19 protein-coding genes are annotated in these 16,757 nt (G+C 66.9%); 13 read left to right on the plus strand and 6 right to left on the minus strand.

Annotation, left to right across the window (positions count from 1 at the left end):
• On the minus strand, nt 1-546 hold a 546-nt coding region (locus D3H34_RS20465; protein WP_119556084.1), incomplete at its 3' end, for an NTP transferase domain-containing protein.
• Between the two features lie 149 nt (nt 547-695).
• Between D3H34_RS20465 and D3H34_RS20470 the strand changes: the two genes are divergently transcribed.
• The 3 genes from D3H34_RS20470 (at nt 696) to D3H34_RS20480 (ending at nt 4,640) form a co-directional block, all read left to right on the plus strand.
• The gene (locus D3H34_RS20470) at nt 696-2,792 is read left to right on the plus strand and encodes a transketolase family protein (RefSeq protein ID WP_119556085.1); all 2,097 of its coding nucleotides are present in this window, start codon (nt 696-698) and stop codon (nt 2,790-2,792) included.
• Between the two features lie 132 nt (nt 2,793-2,924).
• Entirely contained in the window at nt 2,925-3,926 is a 1,002-nt protein-coding gene (gap, locus tag D3H34_RS20475) for a type I glyceraldehyde-3-phosphate dehydrogenase (RefSeq protein WP_119556086.1), read from the plus strand.
• A 114-nt stretch (nt 3,927-4,040) separates the two neighbouring features.
• Nucleotides 4,041-4,640, plus strand: a complete 600-nt coding sequence (locus D3H34_RS20480; RefSeq protein WP_119556087.1) for a hypothetical protein — start codon at nt 4,041-4,043, stop codon at nt 4,638-4,640.
• 22 nt (nt 4,641-4,662) lie between these two features.
• On the opposite strand, the gene D3H34_RS20485 is transcribed toward D3H34_RS20480, so the two are convergent.
• The 3 genes from D3H34_RS20485 to D3H34_RS20495 all read right to left on the minus strand — a co-directional run bounded on the left by D3H34_RS20485 (nt 4,663) and on the right by D3H34_RS20495 (nt 6,278).
• The gene (locus tag D3H34_RS20485) at nt 4,663-5,262 is read right to left on the minus strand and encodes a hypothetical protein (protein WP_119556088.1); all 600 of its coding nucleotides are present in this window, start codon (nt 5,260-5,262) and stop codon (nt 4,663-4,665) included.
• A 15-nt stretch (nt 5,263-5,277) separates the two neighbouring features.
• The gene (locus D3H34_RS20490; RefSeq protein WP_119556089.1) at nt 5,278-5,874 is read right to left on the minus strand and encodes a hypothetical protein; all 597 of its coding nucleotides are present in this window, start codon (nt 5,872-5,874) and stop codon (nt 5,278-5,280) included.
• A 95-nt stretch (nt 5,875-5,969) separates the two neighbouring features.
• Nucleotides 5,970-6,278 carry a putative quinol monooxygenase gene (locus D3H34_RS20495; protein ID WP_119556090.1) on the minus strand — a complete coding sequence of 103 codons (309 nt, stop codon included), beginning with the start codon at nt 6,276-6,278 and terminating at the stop codon, nt 5,970-5,972.
• Between the two features lie 220 nt (nt 6,279-6,498).
• On the opposite strand from D3H34_RS20495, the gene D3H34_RS20500 reads away from it, so the two are divergent.
• Nucleotides 6,499-6,789, plus strand: a complete 291-nt coding sequence (locus D3H34_RS20500) for a YciI family protein (protein WP_119556091.1) — start codon at nt 6,499-6,501, stop codon at nt 6,787-6,789.
• Nucleotides 6,790-6,813: 24 nt separating this feature from the next.
• Here the strand turns inward: D3H34_RS20500 and D3H34_RS20505 are convergent, their stop codons facing one another.
• Both D3H34_RS20505 and D3H34_RS20510 read right to left on the minus strand, forming a co-directional pair.
• Nucleotides 6,814-7,896 (minus strand): pirin family protein, encoded by a 1,083-nt coding sequence (locus D3H34_RS20505; RefSeq protein ID WP_167481244.1) that lies wholly within the window; start codon nt 7,894-7,896, stop codon nt 6,814-6,816.
• A 147-nt stretch (nt 7,897-8,043) separates the two neighbouring features.
• Nucleotides 8,044-8,460, minus strand: a complete 417-nt coding sequence (locus tag D3H34_RS20510) for a VOC family protein (protein WP_119556093.1) — start codon at nt 8,458-8,460, stop codon at nt 8,044-8,046.
• A gap of 227 nt (nt 8,461-8,687) precedes the next feature.
• Here D3H34_RS20510 and D3H34_RS20515 point away from each other — a divergent pair, with 227 nt between their 5' ends.
• The 9 genes from D3H34_RS20515 to D3H34_RS20555 all read left to right on the plus strand — a co-directional run bounded on the left by D3H34_RS20515 (nt 8,688) and on the right by D3H34_RS20555 (nt 16,755).
• Nucleotides 8,688-10,361, plus strand: a complete 1,674-nt coding sequence (locus D3H34_RS20515; protein WP_119556094.1) for a sigma-54-dependent Fis family transcriptional regulator — start codon at nt 8,688-8,690, stop codon at nt 10,359-10,361.
• A 255-nt stretch (nt 10,362-10,616) separates the two neighbouring features.
• Nucleotides 10,617-10,850, plus strand: coding sequence for a phenol hydroxylase subunit (locus D3H34_RS20520; protein WP_119556095.1), 234 nt, complete (start codon nt 10,617-10,619; stop codon nt 10,848-10,850).
• 42 nt (nt 10,851-10,892) lie between these two features.
• On the plus strand, nt 10,893-11,897 hold the full coding sequence (locus tag D3H34_RS20525) for an aromatic/alkene monooxygenase hydroxylase subunit beta (RefSeq protein WP_119556096.1): 1,005 nt from the start codon (nt 10,893-10,895) through the stop codon (nt 11,895-11,897).
• Between the two features lie 46 nt (nt 11,898-11,943).
• Nucleotides 11,944-12,240 carry an MmoB/DmpM family protein gene (locus D3H34_RS20530; RefSeq protein ID WP_119556097.1) on the plus strand — a complete coding sequence of 99 codons (297 nt, stop codon included), beginning with the start codon at nt 11,944-11,946 and terminating at the stop codon, nt 12,238-12,240.
• 43 nt (nt 12,241-12,283) lie between these two features.
• On the plus strand, nt 12,284-13,861 hold the full coding sequence (locus D3H34_RS20535) for an aromatic/alkene/methane monooxygenase hydroxylase/oxygenase subunit alpha (RefSeq protein ID WP_119556098.1): 1,578 nt from the start codon (nt 12,284-12,286) through the stop codon (nt 13,859-13,861).
• Between the two features lie 94 nt (nt 13,862-13,955).
• Nucleotides 13,956-14,318 (plus strand): phenol hydroxylase subunit P4, encoded by a 363-nt coding sequence (locus D3H34_RS20540; RefSeq protein WP_119556099.1) that lies wholly within the window; start codon nt 13,956-13,958, stop codon nt 14,316-14,318.
• A 34-nt stretch (nt 14,319-14,352) separates the two neighbouring features.
• Nucleotides 14,353-15,414 carry an NADH:ubiquinone reductase (Na(+)-transporting) subunit F gene (locus D3H34_RS20545; RefSeq protein ID WP_119556100.1) on the plus strand — a complete coding sequence of 354 codons (1,062 nt, stop codon included), beginning with the start codon at nt 14,353-14,355 and terminating at the stop codon, nt 15,412-15,414.
• Nucleotides 15,415-15,427: 13 nt separating this feature from the next.
• On the plus strand, nt 15,428-15,790 hold the full coding sequence (locus tag D3H34_RS20550) for a 2Fe-2S iron-sulfur cluster binding domain-containing protein (RefSeq protein WP_119556167.1): 363 nt from the start codon (nt 15,428-15,430) through the stop codon (nt 15,788-15,790).
• A 32-nt stretch (nt 15,791-15,822) separates the two neighbouring features.
• A complete protein-coding gene (locus D3H34_RS20555) occupies nt 15,823-16,755 on the plus strand; it encodes a catechol 2,3-dioxygenase (protein WP_119556101.1) in 933 nt (310 codons plus the stop codon).
• Nucleotides 16,756-16,757 lie beyond the last annotated feature (2 nt).

Here is a 16,757-nt window from a genome sequence, read left to right on the forward strand (position 1 = left end):
CAGGCCCTGCTCCGACAGGCCGAAGTCGCCTTGCGGATGGTGCTCGGGATTGGCCACCAGCCACAGGTGGGCCAACTGGTCGCTGGCCGCGAAAGCGGCCGCCGCCGCGGCATCGAACGTGAAGTCGGGGGCGAACACATCGCCGGCCGCGAGCCAGAACACGGCGCCCAGCTGCGGCAGCGCACGCGCAATGCCACCCGCCGTCTCGAGCGCCGAACCCTGGCCCGACGGGTCCTCATCGGAGTAGATCAGCGGCAGCGCCGCGCCCGCGCCGGCGAAAACACTGCCAAGGCGCTGGGGAATCTGCGCGCCGAGCCAGCCGGTATTGATCACCGCGCGCGGCACGCCGGCCTGGGCCAGGGCCTGCAGATGCCACTGCAGCAGCGACCGGCCCTGCACCGCCAGCAGCGGCTTGGGGCAGTGGTCGGTCAACGGCCGCATGCGCTCGCCGCGCCCCGCGGCCAGCAGCATCGCGGGCGGCTGAAACAGGCCTGCGGCAGGCGACGGAACCGCCGTCGAAGGCGCGGAAAAAAGGGCGGAAGGCATGCGCTGAAAACTCCGGAAATGCAGGCTGGACAGAGGTTTGACCATGGGCTGCACTGTAGTGCATTGCCCCGCGATACGGCACAAAACGGCCTGCCGCTTAAAATATCGGGCTTCCCCTGACAAACACCCTCCTTTTTCGGAGCGCCCTGATGGCCAACACTCAACAAATGGCGAATGCGATCCGCGCGCTGGCAATGGATGCCGTTCAACAAGCCAATTCCGGACATCCGGGCGCACCGATGGGCATGGCCGACATGGCCGTCGCCCTGTGGGGCGAGCACCTGCGCTACAACCCCGCCAACCCGCACTGGTTCGACCGCGACCGCTTCGTGCTGTCCAACGGCCACGCCTCGATGCTCATCTACGCGGTGCTGCACCTCACGGGCTACGACCTGCCCCTGGCCGAACTCAAGAACTTCCGCCAGCTGCACAGCAAGACCGCCGGCCACCCCGAAGTCGACGTCACCCCCGGCGTCGAGACCACCACCGGCCCGCTGGGCCAGGGCATCACCAATGCCGTGGGCTTCGCGCTGGCCGAGAAGCTGCTGGCCGCCGAGTTCAACCGCAAGGGCCACGACATCGTCGACCACCACACCTACGCCTTCCTGGGCGACGGTTGCATGATGGAAGGCATCAGCCACGAAGCCTGCGCACTGGCCGGCGCCTGGCACCTGAACAAGCTGATCGCGCTGTACGACGACAACGGCATCAGCATCGACGGCCAGGTCAAGCCCTGGTTCATCGACAACACCGAAGAGCGCTTCAAGTCCTACGGCTGGAACGTCATCGGCCCGGTCGACGGCAACGACGCCAAGGAAGTGGCGAAGGCCATCGCCAAGGCCAAGAAGGAAGCCTCCAAGCCCACGCTGATCGTCTGCAAGACCACCATCGGCAAGGGCAGCCCGAACCGCGCCGGCACCGCCAAGGCGCACGGCGAGGCGCTGGGCGCCGAAGAAATCAAGCTCACCCGCGAAGCCATCGGCTGGCCCTACCCGGCCTTCGAGATCCCGGCCGAGGTGTATGCCGACTGGGACCACAAGGCCGAAGGCGCCAAGACCGAAGCCGCCTGGAACGACGCCTTCGCCGCCTACGCCGCCGCGTACCCCGAGCTCGCCGCCGAGTTCACGCGCCGCATGAAGGGCGAGCTGCCCAAGGACTTCCACCAGGTCGCCTTCGACACCGTGGTTGCCGCCCACACCAAGGGTGAAACCGTGGCCAGCCGCAAGGCCAGCCAGCTCGCGCTCGAGGCCTTCACGGCCGCACTGCCCGAAATGCTCGGCGGCAGCGCCGACCTCACGGGCTCCAACCTCACCAACACCAAGAGCACCGCCGCACTGCGCTTCGACGCCAAGACCGGCGCCGTGGTCATGAACGTGCCGGCCGTGGAAGCCACGCCGGGCGCCGAAGACGAGGCCGCACCGGCGCCCGTCGAGGCACCGCACGGCACCATCGGCCGCCACATCAACTACGGTGTGCGCGAGTTCGGCATGGCCGCCATCATGAACGGCGTGGCGCTGCACGGCGGCTACATCCCCTACGGCGGCACCTTCCTGACCTTCAGCGACTACAGCCGCAACGCCATCCGCATGGCCGCGCTCATGAAGCGCCGCGTGGTGCACGTGTTCACGCACGACTCCATCGGCCTGGGCGAAGACGGCCCGACGCACCAGTCGATCGAACACGCCGCCTCGCTGCGCCTCATTCCGAATCTGGACGTCTGGCGTCCGGGCGACACGGCCGAAACCGCCGTGGCCTGGGCCGTGGCGCTGCAGAACCAGTCGCGCCCCACGGCGCTGCTGCTCAGCCGCCAGAACATTGCCTATGCGCCCAAGAGCGAGCTGGGCGACATCAGCCGCGGCGCCTACGTGCTGTCCGAGCCCGAGAACGTCGGCCTCAAGAACAAGAAGACCGCGGCCGTCATCATCGCCACCGGCTCCGAAGTGCCGCTCGCGCTGGCCGCCCAGAAGCTGCTGGCCGAGAAGAAGATCGCCGTGCGCGTGGTGTCGATGCCCTCGACCACCACCTTCGACCGCCAGGACCTGGCCTACAAGAAGGCCGTGCTGCCCAAGAAGATCCCGCGCGTCGCGGTCGAAATGGGCTGCACCGACGGCTGGTGGAAGTACGGCTGCGCCGCTGTGGTGGGCATCGACAGCTACGGCGAGTCGGCCCCCGCGCCCGCGCTGTTCAAGCACTTCGGTTTCACGGCGGAGAACGTCGCCGCCACCGTGGAAGCCGCACTTCAATAGGCTCACCCCCAGTCTTCGCGCACTTCGTGTCGCTGCGCCAACCCCCTACCGGGGGCAACACCAGCGGCCCGGCAAAGCCGGTTCCGCGGTGTTCCCGAATTCTTAGTTTCTCAACCTTTAGGAGCAAGTCAGATGGCTATCAAACTCGGTATCAACGGCTTCGGCCGCATCGGTCGCAACGTGCTGCGCGCAGCCGTGCAGAACTTCAAGAACGACATCGAAATCGTTGCCATCAACGACCTGCTCGAGCCGGAATACCTGGCCTACATGCTCCAGTACGACTCGGTGCATGGCCGCTTCAAGGGTGAAGTCACGGTCGAAGGCAACACGCTGATCGTCAACGGCAAGAAGATCCGCCTGACGCAGGAGCGCGATCCCGCGCAACTGAAGTGGAACGAAGTCGGCGCCGACATCGTGCTCGAATCGACGGGTCTGTTCCTCACGAAGGAAACGGCTCAGAAGCACATCGACGCGGGCGCCAAGAAGGTGATCCTGTCGGCACCGTCGAAGGACGACACGCCCATGTTCGTCTACGGCGTGAACGACAAGAAGTACGCCGGCGAAGCCATCATCAGCAACGCCAGCTGCACCACCAACTGCCTGGCCCCGCTGGCCAAGGTGCTGAACGACAAGTGGGGCATCAAGCGCGGCCTGATGACCACCGTGCACGCTGCCACCGCCACGCAGAAGACCGTCGACGGCCCGAGCAACAAGGATTGGCGCGGTGGCCGCGGCATCCTGGAAAACATCATTCCCTCGAGCACCGGCGCTGCCAAGGCCGTGGGCGTGGTGATCCCCGAGCTGAACAAGAAGCTCACCGGCATGAGCTTCCGCGTGCCGACCTCCGACGTGTCGGTGGTCGACCTGACCGTCGAGCTCGTCAAGGACGTCACGTATGCCGAGATCTGCGCCGAAATGAAGGCACAGAGCGAAGGCGCGCTGAAGGGCGTGCTGGGCTACACCGAAGACAAGGTCGTCGCCACCGACTTCCGCGGCGACCCGCGCACCTCGATCTTCGACGCCGAAGCCGGCATTGCACTGGACGGCACCTTCGTGAAGCTCGTGAGCTGGTACGACAACGAATGGGGCTACTCGAACAAGTGCCTCGAAATGGTGAAGGTCGTGTCGAAGTAAGACTTCGCCGCTTCAACAAGACAAACGCGCCCTCGGGCGCGTTTTTTATTGCCCTGCGAAGCGGATGCTTGCCCCTCCTAGAATCAAATAACAATTCATTACGAGGAGAAGCATGTGATTGCAAGACTGGTTGGCATCTGCTTGGGTGCCCTGTTGATCGTGGGATGCGCTCACCGGGCGGAAGTCGGGAGCACGTCGGCGGCTTACGAGGTCCGCCGTGACCGGGTCCAGTCGAGCAAGGCGTACGTCGCTGTGTCGGGCGATCTGGCAACACTCGAGAAAATCGTCAAGCCGGGCCACATCTGCGGCGCACACAGCTTCCCGGTGGCGCTGGGCGCTGCCGTCAAGACGTCCATCGTGCGCACCGTCTCGGCGGCACACTCGTCTGTGGCGGCGATTTCGACAGCCTCGGAAGCGGGTAATGACGGCGTGCTCTACACCTTCGCTCTCGACGACTTCAACCCGCGCTTGCGGTTCCAACCGGGCTTCTTCGTACCCACCGCGGATGCGAGCGTGGAGATTTCCATCAAGACCACAGCGGTCTCCGCCGACGGCCGGGAACTCGCAACGACCACGGTGCGTGGTTTTGGACAGGAGTCGGTCGATGGCCAGTGCCCTGTGGGTGCAGAGGCCCTTGGGAAGGCCACTGAAAAGGCGATCCGGGTGTCGCTGGAAAACTTCGTGGGGCGCGTGATCAACCAGCGTCTGGACTGACGTCCGCGCTTGAGAGTGAGGCTCAGCGCAGCTTCTCGTTGCGTCGGATCTCGCTGCTGAGTTGCGCCGTCATCCGCGTGGCTGCGCGCCGGGCGGCCAGGCCGTAGTCGCCGTTGAACTCGCCGAATTCCGCCGTGCCGTTGCCGACCGCGCGCACGCGCGTGACCTCGGCGCCCGCCGTGTCCGTGACCACGCACGCCACCTCGGCCGTGAACGCGGTGGGGGGCCAGGTGATCCATGAGGACGAGCTCGAATCGGTCTTGATCTGCGGCGTGAACACCAGCGACACGCCTGCCGCCTCGTTGGCCTTGGCGTCGCCGGCGGTACGCAGGACGACGACGTTGCGGTAGACCGCGCGCAGCGCGTCGCGGATCGACTTTTCCAGGTCGCGGTAGGGGTAGTAGCTCACGCGGTCGCCGCTGCCGCCGGCGGTGGTGACCTGCAGGTCGCGCTGCGCGTCGGTCATCACGTAGGCCACCTTCTTCGGGATGAGGTGGGCGGTCGACCGCGGCGGGGCGGTCTCGGTGATCATCGTGATCGGGTGGGAGCACCCGGCCAGCAGCACGGCGGTGGCCAGCGCTGCGGCCAGCCGGGGCATCGGGGAAGAAAGAAGAAACGACATGGGGCTTCTCCTGTTCTACGGTGCCGACGGTGCAATGGCCGCGACGAACTGCGGATCGCCATACACCTGCCGCAGCAGCGCCCGCACCAGTCGCGGGTACGCGGCCTGCCCGGCGGGCACGGCCACGATGTTGGCGTAGCTGGAGTCGAAGGCGATCTCGCCGCGGTAGGTCTTGCGCAGCGTCTGCGCGGCGTTGCGTGTGACGGTGACTTCGACATCCATGCGGCCGGTGCCGTTGACCACGCCCAGGTCGAGTTCGTTCACGAGGATGCGCGCCGCGATGCGGGTCGGAGCCTTGGGGTCGTAGACCGAGATCTCGCCCAGGTCGCGCACCAGCGCGTCTTCGAGGTACTGGGCGAAGCTGCCGCTGGGCGACACCAGCTTCGCGCGGCGCAGGCCCAGGGTGTTGATCTTGTCGTTGGGGTCGGTCGGCTGCACCTTGGCCACCGCGACCTTGCCGGGGTTGCGCGCTTCGAGGCGGTCGAGCGCCTCGTAATCGGCGGCATAGGGTGGTGCGCCGAGTTGCGCGCAGCCGGTGGCCAGTGCGGCCAGCAGGAGCGCGCAAGTGCAAGTGCGCCAGCGCAGACCCTGCGGTCTGAAGACGATCGCCATGTCGTGAGTCCCCCTCGTCCGAGATGTCTTCTTCTCCCCGGCGCGAGGGTAGCAGGCATCGCGCCGCGCGCGAAGGCGGCGGCGGCGCGGCAGACTCAGATCGGCTCGAGGATGTGGATGCGCTTGCTCTCGGTGAATTCCTTGGTCTGGGCGCTGAAGGCGGCCATGTGGGGGGCCGCCCCGTGGGCCATCAGGGCGGGCAGCGACGCCCATTTCTCGATGACCACGAAGGTGTCGGGACCGAAGCTGGCCTTCGACGGCGGAATGCCCTGCGCGTCGACCGTGGCTCCGTATTCGATGCAGCCGTCCTCGGCCAGCACGGCGGCGCGGTTGGCGGCGAAGGCTTCGAGCAGACGGGCGCGCTGGCCGGGCTTGGCGGTGATGACGGCAACGACTTGGATCATGGAACAGGGTCTCCGGTGAAGTGACGTGGAAGAAGGTGTGGAACGACCGAATCTACGGGATCGCGTACCACCGCGCGGGTCCGGTGGGCGACAAGGCGCCGTGTCGGGTGCCGCATGCACAGCCCGCATGCGAGAGTTACCGGCGAGACACACACTCGCCCCGCCACTGTCGCGCCGAGGTCATAGGATCGGGTCTTCTTCCGCACCGACCTGCCTTGCCATGTTCATCGTGACCCTGACCTACATCCGCCCGCTCGAGGAACTCGACGCTCTGATGGATGCGCATGTCACCTGGCTCAAGAAGCACTACGCCAGCGGCCTGTTCGTGGCCTCGGGCCGCCAGGTGCCGCGCAAGGGCGGCGTGATCCTCGCGCGCTCGGGCGACCGCGAGGGGCTCGAGGCGGTGCTGGCGCGCGATCCCTTCGTGCAAGGGGGCGTCGCGCGCACCGAGGTGATCGAGTTCATTCCCAGCATGACCGCGCTGAGCGTCGAGGTGCTGCGCGGCTACTGAGCGCCGCGCCGCCTCGGAGGCAGATCAGGCCCCCGGCACTTCCTTGCGCCCGTCCGGGTGCCGCGCAAAGCGCGCGGCATCGGCGCCGTGCACCGGCGCCGGGTCGGTCCAGGGCCAGCCGCCGAACTGGGTGCGGCGGTAGTCGGCCATCGTCTGGGCGATCTCGGCCTGGGTGTTCATCACGAAGGGGCCGTACTGCGCCACCGGCTCGGCGATCGGGCGGCCCTGCAGCAGCAGGAATTCGCCCTCGCCCTCGGGGCCGTTGACCAGCTCGACCGCCGCGTCGGCGCGCAGCTCGATGGCCGCCGGCCCTTCCACGCGTCGGCCCGCCACCTGCGCGGTGGCGCCCTTGAAGAAGTACAGCATGCGCCGCGTGCCCTCGCCCGTGGCGGGCGGCAGCGTCCAGCGCGCGCCGGGCGTCATGCGCAGCGTCCAGATCGCGAGGTCGGCACCGGCCTGCGCGGCCCACGAATCGGGGGGCGGCGCGAGCGGGTCGATGGCTGTCTGTGCCTGCGCGTCATTGCCGCCGAAGCGCCCGGCGATCACCGCGACCTCGGTGCGGCCGCCCTGCGCGTCGTCCGAGGCGAAGCGCGGAATGGCCTCCGACCAGAACATCGTGAAGTGCGGCTCGGCCATCTTGTTCTTGGCCGGCAGGTTGAGCCAGATCTGGAACAACTCCAGCGGGTTCGGCGCGCCGGCGTCGAGCAGCGGGAACATCTCCGAATGCACGATGCCCTTGCCCGCCGTGAGCCACTGCACATCGCCGCCGCCGAAGCGCGCGGTGGCGCCCAGCGAGTCGGAATGGTCGACCAGGCCCTTGCGCACGATGGTCACGGTCTCGAAGCCGCGGTGCGGGTGCGAAGGAAAGCCCGGCACCGTCTCGCCGTGGTACATGCTCCAGCCGTCCTTGCGGCTGAAGTCCTGGCCGATCTGGCGGCCGGCCAGCGAGGCCTCGGGGCCCATGCGGCCATTGCCCTTCGGGTAGGCGTCGTCGTGGTAGACGCAGAACAGGAACGGATCCAGCGTCTGCCACGGGAAGCCGAGCGGCTGGACCTGGACGATGGGGGACGGGCTGCTGGCGCTGCTGTTGTCGTTGCTGTCGGACATGTCGGTACTCCTGGGTGGGGTGGGCACGGCCGCCATGCGGGCCGTGCCTGAACCAGGCATATCGGGGCGCCGCCGTCTTCCGGTAGGTGCCTTCCGCGCAACGATGAAGAGCGCATATGGAACGATGGGCATCGTCCGGCCCCGCGTTCACTGCTTGGGCATTTCGGCGTTCGGGTCCATGTAGACCAGCTCCCACAGGTGGCCGTCGAGGTCCTGGAAGCCGTGACCGTACATGAAGCCGTAGTCCTTCGGCTCGCTGGGCGTGGTGCCGCCGGCGGCCACGGCCTTGGCGACCAGGTCGTCGACCTCGGCGCGGCTCTCGCACGACAGGCACAGCAGCACCTCGGTGCTCGTGCGGGTGTCGGTGATGCTCTTGGTCGTGAAGGTCTTGAAGAAGTCTTCCATCAGCAGCATCGCGTGGATGCTGCCTTCGTGGATGACCATGCAGGCGGCGTTGGCGTCGGTGAACTGCGGGTTGAAGGTGTAGCCCAGTGCGGCGAAGAACGCCTTGCTCTTGTCGAGGTTCTTGACGGGGAGGTTCACGAAGATCTGCTGGGTGGCCATGGTGTCTTTCCTGTGTCGATGAAGGGTGGATCGGGTCTTTGCCGACGTCTTGTGTACGCCGTCCACAAAAGATATCAAAGAAAATGGACGGCGTCCACATTATTTTTCGGACCCGGTCTTCGGCGCGGGTGTGTACCCCGTGATCCGTGGATCGAACCGCCCTGCCGTTCGTCCTTGCAGGAGAATGCAAACGGAACGGATTTTGAAAACCAAAGGGGACAGACACTGTGGGAGAACTTCTCTCTCTCCTGCGCTTCAGCGCCGGCTCGGGCCACATCTGGCTGGACGAGCAGCGCATGCTGCTCATGCACGCCCGCGCCCTGGCCGAGTTGCGCAAGGAACTGCTCGATTCCCTGGGCATCGAGCGCGCCCGCGGGCTGCTGGTGCGCATGGGGTTTGCCTCGGGCCTGCGCGACGGCGAAGTGGCGGTGCGCGAGCGCCGCGCCGGCATGCGCATCGACGACGCCTTCATGCTCGGGCCGCGCCTGCATTCCATCGAGGGCATCGTGTCCGTGCAGAAGGTGCACGTCGACCTCGACCTGGAGACGAAGCATTTCTACGGCGAGTTCCTCTGGGAGAACTCCTGGGAGTGCGAATCGCACGTGAGCGACTTCGGCTACGGCGAAGACCCGCAGTGCTGGTCGCAGATCGGCTACGCCTCGGGCTACACCACCGCCTTCATGGGTCGGCTCGTGGTGTTCAAGGAGCTGGAATGCACCAGCATGGGCGACAGCCGCTGCCGCATCGTGGGCCAGCCGGCCGAGATGTGGAACGACGAGCACTACCTCGACTACTTCCGCCAGCACCACGTGGCCGAGAAGCTCATCGATTTCAATCTCGGCCTGCAGCACCTGCGCCGCCTGCAGCCGCGCCGCGAGTACGACCAGAAGCTGGTGGGCGTGTCGCCGGGCTTTCGCGCCGCGTTCGAGCTGATGCGCAGCGCCGTCGACAGCGCCATCACCGTGCTGCTGCTCGGCGAGACCGGCGTCGGCAAGGAAGTGTTCGCGCGCTGGCTGCACGACAACGGGCCGCGCGCCAAGCAGCCCTTCATCGCCGTCAACTGCGCGGCGATCCCGGCCGAGCTGATCGAAGCCGAGCTGTTCGGCGTGGAAAAGGGCGCCTACACCGGCGCTCACCATGCGCGCGCCGGCCGCTTCGAGCGCGCCCACGGCGGCACGCTGTTCCTCGACGAAGTGGGCGACCTGCCGCTGGCCGCGCAGGTCAAGCTGCTGCGCGTGCTGCAGACCGGCGAGGTCGAACGACTGGGCGCCGAGCAGCCGCTGAAGGTCGACGTGCGCATCGTCGCCGCCACCAACGTCAACCTGCAGCAGGCCATGCAGGCGGGCAAATTCCGCACCGACCTGTTCTACCGGCTCAACACCTTCCCGATCCAGATTCCGCCGCTGCGCGAGCGCACCGCCGACATTCCAGCGCTGGTGGCGCGCTTCCTCGAAAAGTACAGCGCGCTCTACGGCAAGAAGCTGCGCGGCCTGACCGACAAGGCCGCGCGCGACGTGCAGAAGCACGCCTGGCCCGGCAACATCCGCGAGCTGGAGAACGTGATCGAGCGCGCCGTGCTGCTGGCGCCCGACCACGGCGACATCGAGGCCTGCCACCTGTGGATGCAGCCGCCCGGCGCGCCGCTGGACAACCAGGTCGATGCCAGCGGCAAGGTCGGCGCTGCCGCCGCGCCCGCCTCGGGTGCCGACGCAGATGAACTCGACGCGCTGTGCCAGCGCGTGCTGGCGCAGAACATCGACATCGCCTCGCTGGAGCAGCGCCTCATGCAGACGGCGATGCAGCGCGCCAAGGGCAACCTGTCGCAGGCGGCGCGCCTGCTGGGCATCACGCGCCCACAGCTGGCCTACCGCCTCAAGAAGGAAGGCCTGCCGACGTCCTGAGCGGCGTCGGTGTCTTTTCTGTTTTTCACCATTTGATCAAGCTGCACCGCAGCAAATGATCAAAACAGCATCCGGGACTTCCCGGTGCTGCGGGCCCGCAGGCGCAGCGGGCCTTTGCAAATCAATCACTTAGCCACGCTGGCACGCCCGTTGCCCTTATCAGGCCGGGCGGCGCTGGTGCCGTCCACCTGTTGATGGATTGAACAAGTGATGCCCTCGATACAGCCAGGCCCCCGCAGCGGCAGCGCCGGACAGATGACCGGACAACCGTGTTTCGTGCGCGTCACCGGCACGCGCGACGCCCGTTTCGTGGAGTTCGAGTTCGCCATCGGCGACCCCGAGCTGGCCGTGGAGCTGACGTTGCTGTTCGACCAGTTCCGCGAGTTCTGCGCGCGCCACGAAGTGCGCCACCTCACCACCGAAGAGGGCGCCCGGCTCGACTTCGAGCGCATGAAGTGGCGCTTCGGCGCGCCCGGCATCGACCACTGACCGACCCGCATTCTTTTCCCGCGATAACCAAGGAGACATCCCGTGCAAGTCGACATCAAGACCTCGGACATCCGGCCGATCCGGCAGACCTTCTCGCATGTGGCGCGGCGGCTCGGCGACAAGCCGGCCTCGCGCTACCAGGAAGCCACGCTGGACATGCAGCCCACGGCCAACTTCCACTACCGGCCGCTGTGGGACCCGCAGCACGAGCTGTACGACAAGCGCCGCACCGCGATCGCCATGGCCGACTGGTACAGCTTCAAGGACCCGCGCCACTACTACTACGGCGTGTACACCATGACCCGCGCGCGCCAGCAGGAAGGCGCCGACCGCCAGTTCGAGTTCGCCGAGAAGCGCCAGCTGCTGGCCCAGGCCGACGCCGCCGTGCGCGAGTCGCTGCAGCAGGTGCTGGTGCCGTTGCGTCACTACGAGTGGGGCGCCAACATGAACCACAGCTACTGCTGCGGCCATGGCTACGGCACGGCCATCACCCAGCCCTTCATCTACGCGGCCATGGACCGCCTGGGCATCGCGCAGTACCTCTCGCGCGTCGGCCTGCAGATCGACGGCAACTCGGGCCGCGCGCTCGACGCCGGCAAGGAAGCCTGGCTTGCCCACCCGGCCTGGCAGGGCGTGCGCCGGCTGATGGAGAACCTTTTCGTCACCAAGGACTGGTTCGAGGTGCTCGTGGCCCAGAACCTCGTGCTCGACGGCCTGCTGTACCCGCTGGTCTACCGCCACTACGTCAACGCGCAGGCCGCGGGCACCGGCAATGCGCTGCCGATGCTCACCGAGTTCATGAACGAATGGTTCGACGAGAACGTGCGCTGGGTCGACGCCACGCTGAAGACCGCCGCCGACGAATCGCCGGCCAACGCCGAACGGCTCGCCCAGTGGTACGCGAGCTGGCGCAACCAGGCCGTGGAGGCGCTGTCGCCATTGGCCGCGCTGGCGCTCGGCGCGCAGGGTGCCGAAGTGCTGAAGACCTTGCACACCGCGCTCGATGCGCGCGTGGCCCGGCTGGTGCGCACGGGCACCACCGCCTGAACCCGCGCCCGAATCGATTGCATCCAGAGAACCAAGGAGACATCCCATGACCACTGCCACCGCCGAAGTGTCCCGACCGCCCGTCTTCATTGCGCTGCAGACCGGCGAGGCCGCGCGCGCCATCGTCGAGGCCATCGTGGCCGACAACCCCGAGGCCACCGTCAACGAGTACCCCGCGATGGTCAAGATCGACGCGCCCGGCCGCCTCGTGATCCGCCGCGAGAGCGTCGAAGGCCTGGTCGGCCGCCGCTGGGACCTGCAGGAGCTGCACCTGAGCCTGATCTCGCTGTCCGGAAGCATCGAAGAGACCGACGACGAATTCACCCTCCATTGGGGTGCCTGAGCGCACACCCCCCGGACCACGCAGGACCACGAAGGACAACGCCATGACCCAAGCACAAAAGACCAGCCCCACCCCGCGCCTCGGCCTGAAGGAGCGCTACGCCATGATGACGCGCGGCCTCGGGTGGGAGACCACCTACCAGTCGATGGACGACGTGTTTCCCTTCGACAAGTTCGAGGGCATCAAGATCCACGACTGGGACCAGTGGGAAGACCCCTTCCGCCTCACGATGGACGCCTACTGGAAGTTCCAGGGCGAGAAGGAGAAGAAGCTCTACGCCATCATCGATGCGTTCCAGCAGAACAACGGCCAGTTCAACATCAGCGACCCGCGCTACCTGAACACGCTGAAGCTCTTTCTCACCGGCGTGTCGCCGCTGGAGTACGCCGCGCACCGCGGCTACGCGATGGCCGGGCGGTCGCTGCGCGGCGTGGGTGCGCGCGTGGCCTGCCAGATGCAGTCGATCGACGAGCTGCGCCATGCGCAGACGCAGTTCCACACCATCAGCCACTTCAACAAGTACTTCAACGGCCTGCACGACCCGCAGCACATGCACGACCGCGTGTGGTATCTGTCGGTGCCCAAGAGCTACTTCGAGGACGCGATGAGCGCGGGGCCCTTCGAGTTCATCACCGCGATCTCGTTCTCGTTCGAGTACGTGCTGACCAACCTGCTGTTCATGCCCTTCATGAGCGGCGCCGCCTACAACGGCGACATGGCCACCGTCACCTTCGGCTTCTCGGCGCAGAGCGACGAGTCGCGCCACATGACGCTGGGCCTGGAGGTGGTGAAGTTCATCCTCGAGCAGGACCCGGACAACGTGCCCATCGTGCAGAAGTGGGTCGACAAGTGGTTCTGGCGCGGCTACCGCCTGCTCACGCTGGTCGCGATGATGATGGACTACATGCTGCCCAAGCGCGTGATGAGCTGGTCCGAGGCCTGGGAGATGTACTTCGAGAAGAACGGCGGCGCGCTGTTCGAGGACCTGGCGCGCTACGGCATCCGCATGCCCAAGTACCACGAGGTCGCCTCGAAGGAAAAGAGCCGCATCTCGCACGAGGCCTGGGCCATCTTCAACAACTACGGTCATGCCGCCAACTTCAACGTCTGGGCACCCAAGCCCGACGAGATGACCTGGCTGGCCGAGAAGTACCCCGAGACCTTCGACACCCTGTACCGCCCGCGCTTCGAGTGGCTGGCCGAGCAGGAGAAACAGGGAAAGCGCTGGTTCAACAACACGCTGCCGATGCTGTGCCAGATCTGCCAGATCCCGATGGCCTTCACCGAGCCCGACGACCCGACCAAGATCTGCTACCGCGAGAGCAGCTACCACGGCATGAAGTACCACTTCTGCTCCGACGGCTGCAAGGACGTGTTCGACGGCGAGCCCGAGAAGTACGTGCAGGCCTGGCTGCCGGTGCACCAGATCTACCAGGGCAACTGCTTCCCCGAGGGCACCGACCCGACGGTGGAAGGCTTCAACCCGCTCGCGGCGGTGCTCGACTACTACCACATCAATGTCGGCGCCGACAACGGCGAGTTCAACACCTCGCCCGACAAAGCCAATTGGGAACGCTGGACAGGGCAGGACCTGTCGGCGGCCGAGCCCAAGGTGGCCTGAGCACCCAGGCCCCAGCACCTTCATCGACCCCTCGCGCTCCCGCCGTGCCCCACGCACGGCGCGGGCGGCGCTCACCCCAAAAAAGGAGACCGACATGTCTGTTGTTGCACTCGCCCCCGGCTACACCGGCACCGTCATGGACAGCGAAGACCGCTTCCACGGCAACCGCCTGCTCTACATCGGCTGGGAAGACCACCTGCTGTTCTGCGCCCCCGTGTGCCTGCCGCTGCCCGGCGCCATGCCCTTCGGCGCGCTCGTCAGCGACGTGCTGCCCGGCGTCTACGGCAGCCACCCCGATTTCGAGAAGGTCGACTGGTCCAAGGCCGAATGGTTCGACTCCGGCAAGCCCTTCACGCCCGATGCGACCAAGTCGCTGGCCGAGAACGGCCTGGGCCACAAGTCCGTGATCCGCTTTCGCACGCCGGGCCTCGAAGGCATCGGCGGCTCGCGCAGCTGAGCACGCAGCCCTACGACACGCAAGGAGCGATGCCATGAGCTTCCAGATCATGATCGAGCCGCTGGGCCAGAGCGTCGCCGCGGCCGAGGGCCAGACGGTGCTCGACGCCTGCCTGCGCGCCGGCGTGTGGCTGCCCCACGCGTGCGGCCACGGCGTGTGCGGCACCTGCAAGGTGCAGGTGCTCGAAGGCGAGTGCGACCACGGCGACGCCTCCAACTTCGCGCTGATGGACTTCGAGCGCGACGACGGCAAGATCCTCGCGTGCTGCGCGATGGCGCAGGCCGACCTCGTCATCGAAGCCGAGATCGACGAAGACCCCGACGCGCAGTTCCTGCCGCTGGAAGACTTCGACGCCGAGCTCGTCGAGGCGCGCATGCTCACGCCCACCATCCGCGGCCTGTGGCTGCGCACCGACCGGGCCGCCGAGTTCCAGGCCGGCCAGTACGTGATGCTGCATGTGCCGGGCGTGGACGGCGCGCGCGCCTTCTCGATCGCCAATGCGCCGGGCGAAGACCTCCTCGAGCTGCACATCCGCCGCGTGCCCAACGGCCGCGCCACCGGCTGGCTGCACGACGAACTGCAGGTGGGCCAGCGCCTGCGCTTCACCGCGCCCAACGGCCGCTTCTTCGTGCGCAAGTCGGCCGGGCTGCCGATGATCTTCGTGGCCGGCGGCTCGGGCCTGTCGAGCCCGAAATCGATGGTGCTCGACCTGCTGGCCGAAGGCTGCACGCTGCCGATCACGCTGATCCAGGGCGCGCGCAATGCCGGCGAGCTGTACTTCCGCGAACTGTTCGAACAGTTGGCCGATGTGTACCCGAACTTCACCTACCTGCCGGTGCTGTCCGATGCACCTGAAGAAGGCTCCGACTGGACCGGTTCACGCGGCTTCGCGCACGAAGCGCTCAAGGCCCACTTCGCCAACGACTTCCGCGGCCACAAGGCCTACCTGTGCGGACCGCCGCCGATGACCGAGGCCTGCATCGCCACGCTGATGCAGGGGCGCCTCTTCGAGCGCGACATCTACACCGAGAAGTTCTTCACCGCAGCCGATGCTGCGTCGGCTGCGCCGCGCAGCCCGCTGTTCAAGGCGCTGTGACGTGGAGCCCGCCATGCGCTTCTCGGTCGCCATCGACAACACCCGCGAGCAGTACCTGTGCCGCGCCGACCAGACCTTGCTCGGCGGCATGGAACAGCTTGGCCGCAAGGGCATCCCTGTCGGTTGCCGGGGCGGCGGCTGCGGCGTGTGCAAGGTGCGCATCGAGTCCGGCGCCGTGCGCCGCGAGCGCATGAGCCGCTGCCACGTCAGCGTCGAAGAAGAAGCCCAGGGCTACGTGCTCGCCTGCCGCGCCTACCCGCAGAGCGACCTGGCGCTGCGCGCCGTCGAGAAGCTGGCGCGCTGCATCGAGCGGCGCCTCGCGGCATCGACACCGCCACCGCCGTCGCCACCAATCGATTCCCGTTCCCCCACCTGAACCCGTTCCCACTCAACCACAAGGAGACTCTCATGGCACTCACTGGCGTCATTCGCCCCGGCCACGTGCAACTGCGCGTGCTCGACCTCGGGGCTGCCCTCACGCACTACCGCGACGTGCTGGGCCTGATCGAAACCGGCCGCGATGCGCAGGGCCGCATCTACCTCAAGGCCTGGGACGAGCATGACCACCACAGCGTCGTGCTGCGCGAGGCCGACGAGGCCGGCATGGACTTCATGGGCTTTCGCGTCGACTCGCCCGCCACGCTCGAAAAACTCGCCGGCGACCTGAAGGCCAGCGGCCTGGCCACCGACATGCAGTGGATCGCAGCCGGCGAGCACCTGCGCACCGGCAAGCGCTTCCGCTTCACCGTGCCCACCGGCCACGCCATCGAACTCTTCGCCGAAAAGGAGAAGGTCGGCAACGGCATGCCCTATGAGAACCCCGAGGTCTACCCCGACGACCTCAAGGGCATGGCGCCCTCGCGTTTCGACCACTGCCTGCTGTACGGCGACGACCTGGACGGCACCATGAAGCTGTTCACCGAGGTGCTGGGCTTCGAGCTGGCCGAGAGCGTGGTGGCCGGCCCCGAGCGCATGCACATCGCGGCCTTCCTCACCTGCTCGACCAAGCCGCACGACATCGCCTTCATCCGCCACCCGGAGAAGAACAAGTTCCACCACGCCTCGTTCCTGCTGGACAACTGGGGCGAGGTGCTGAAGGCGGCCGACATCATCACCAAGAAGCGCGTGTCGCTGGACATCGGCCCCACGCGCCACGGCATCACGCGCGGCGAGACCATCTACTTCTTCGACCCGAGCGGCAACCGCAACGAGGTCTTCTCGGGCGGCTACATCTACTACCCGGACAAGCCGCCGCTGGTGTGGACCGACGACGAACTCGGGCGCGCGATCTTCTATCACGACCGCAAGCTCAACGAGAACTTCCTGAGCGTGGTGACCTGAAG

This window comes from Acidovorax cavernicola (assembly GCF_003581445.1).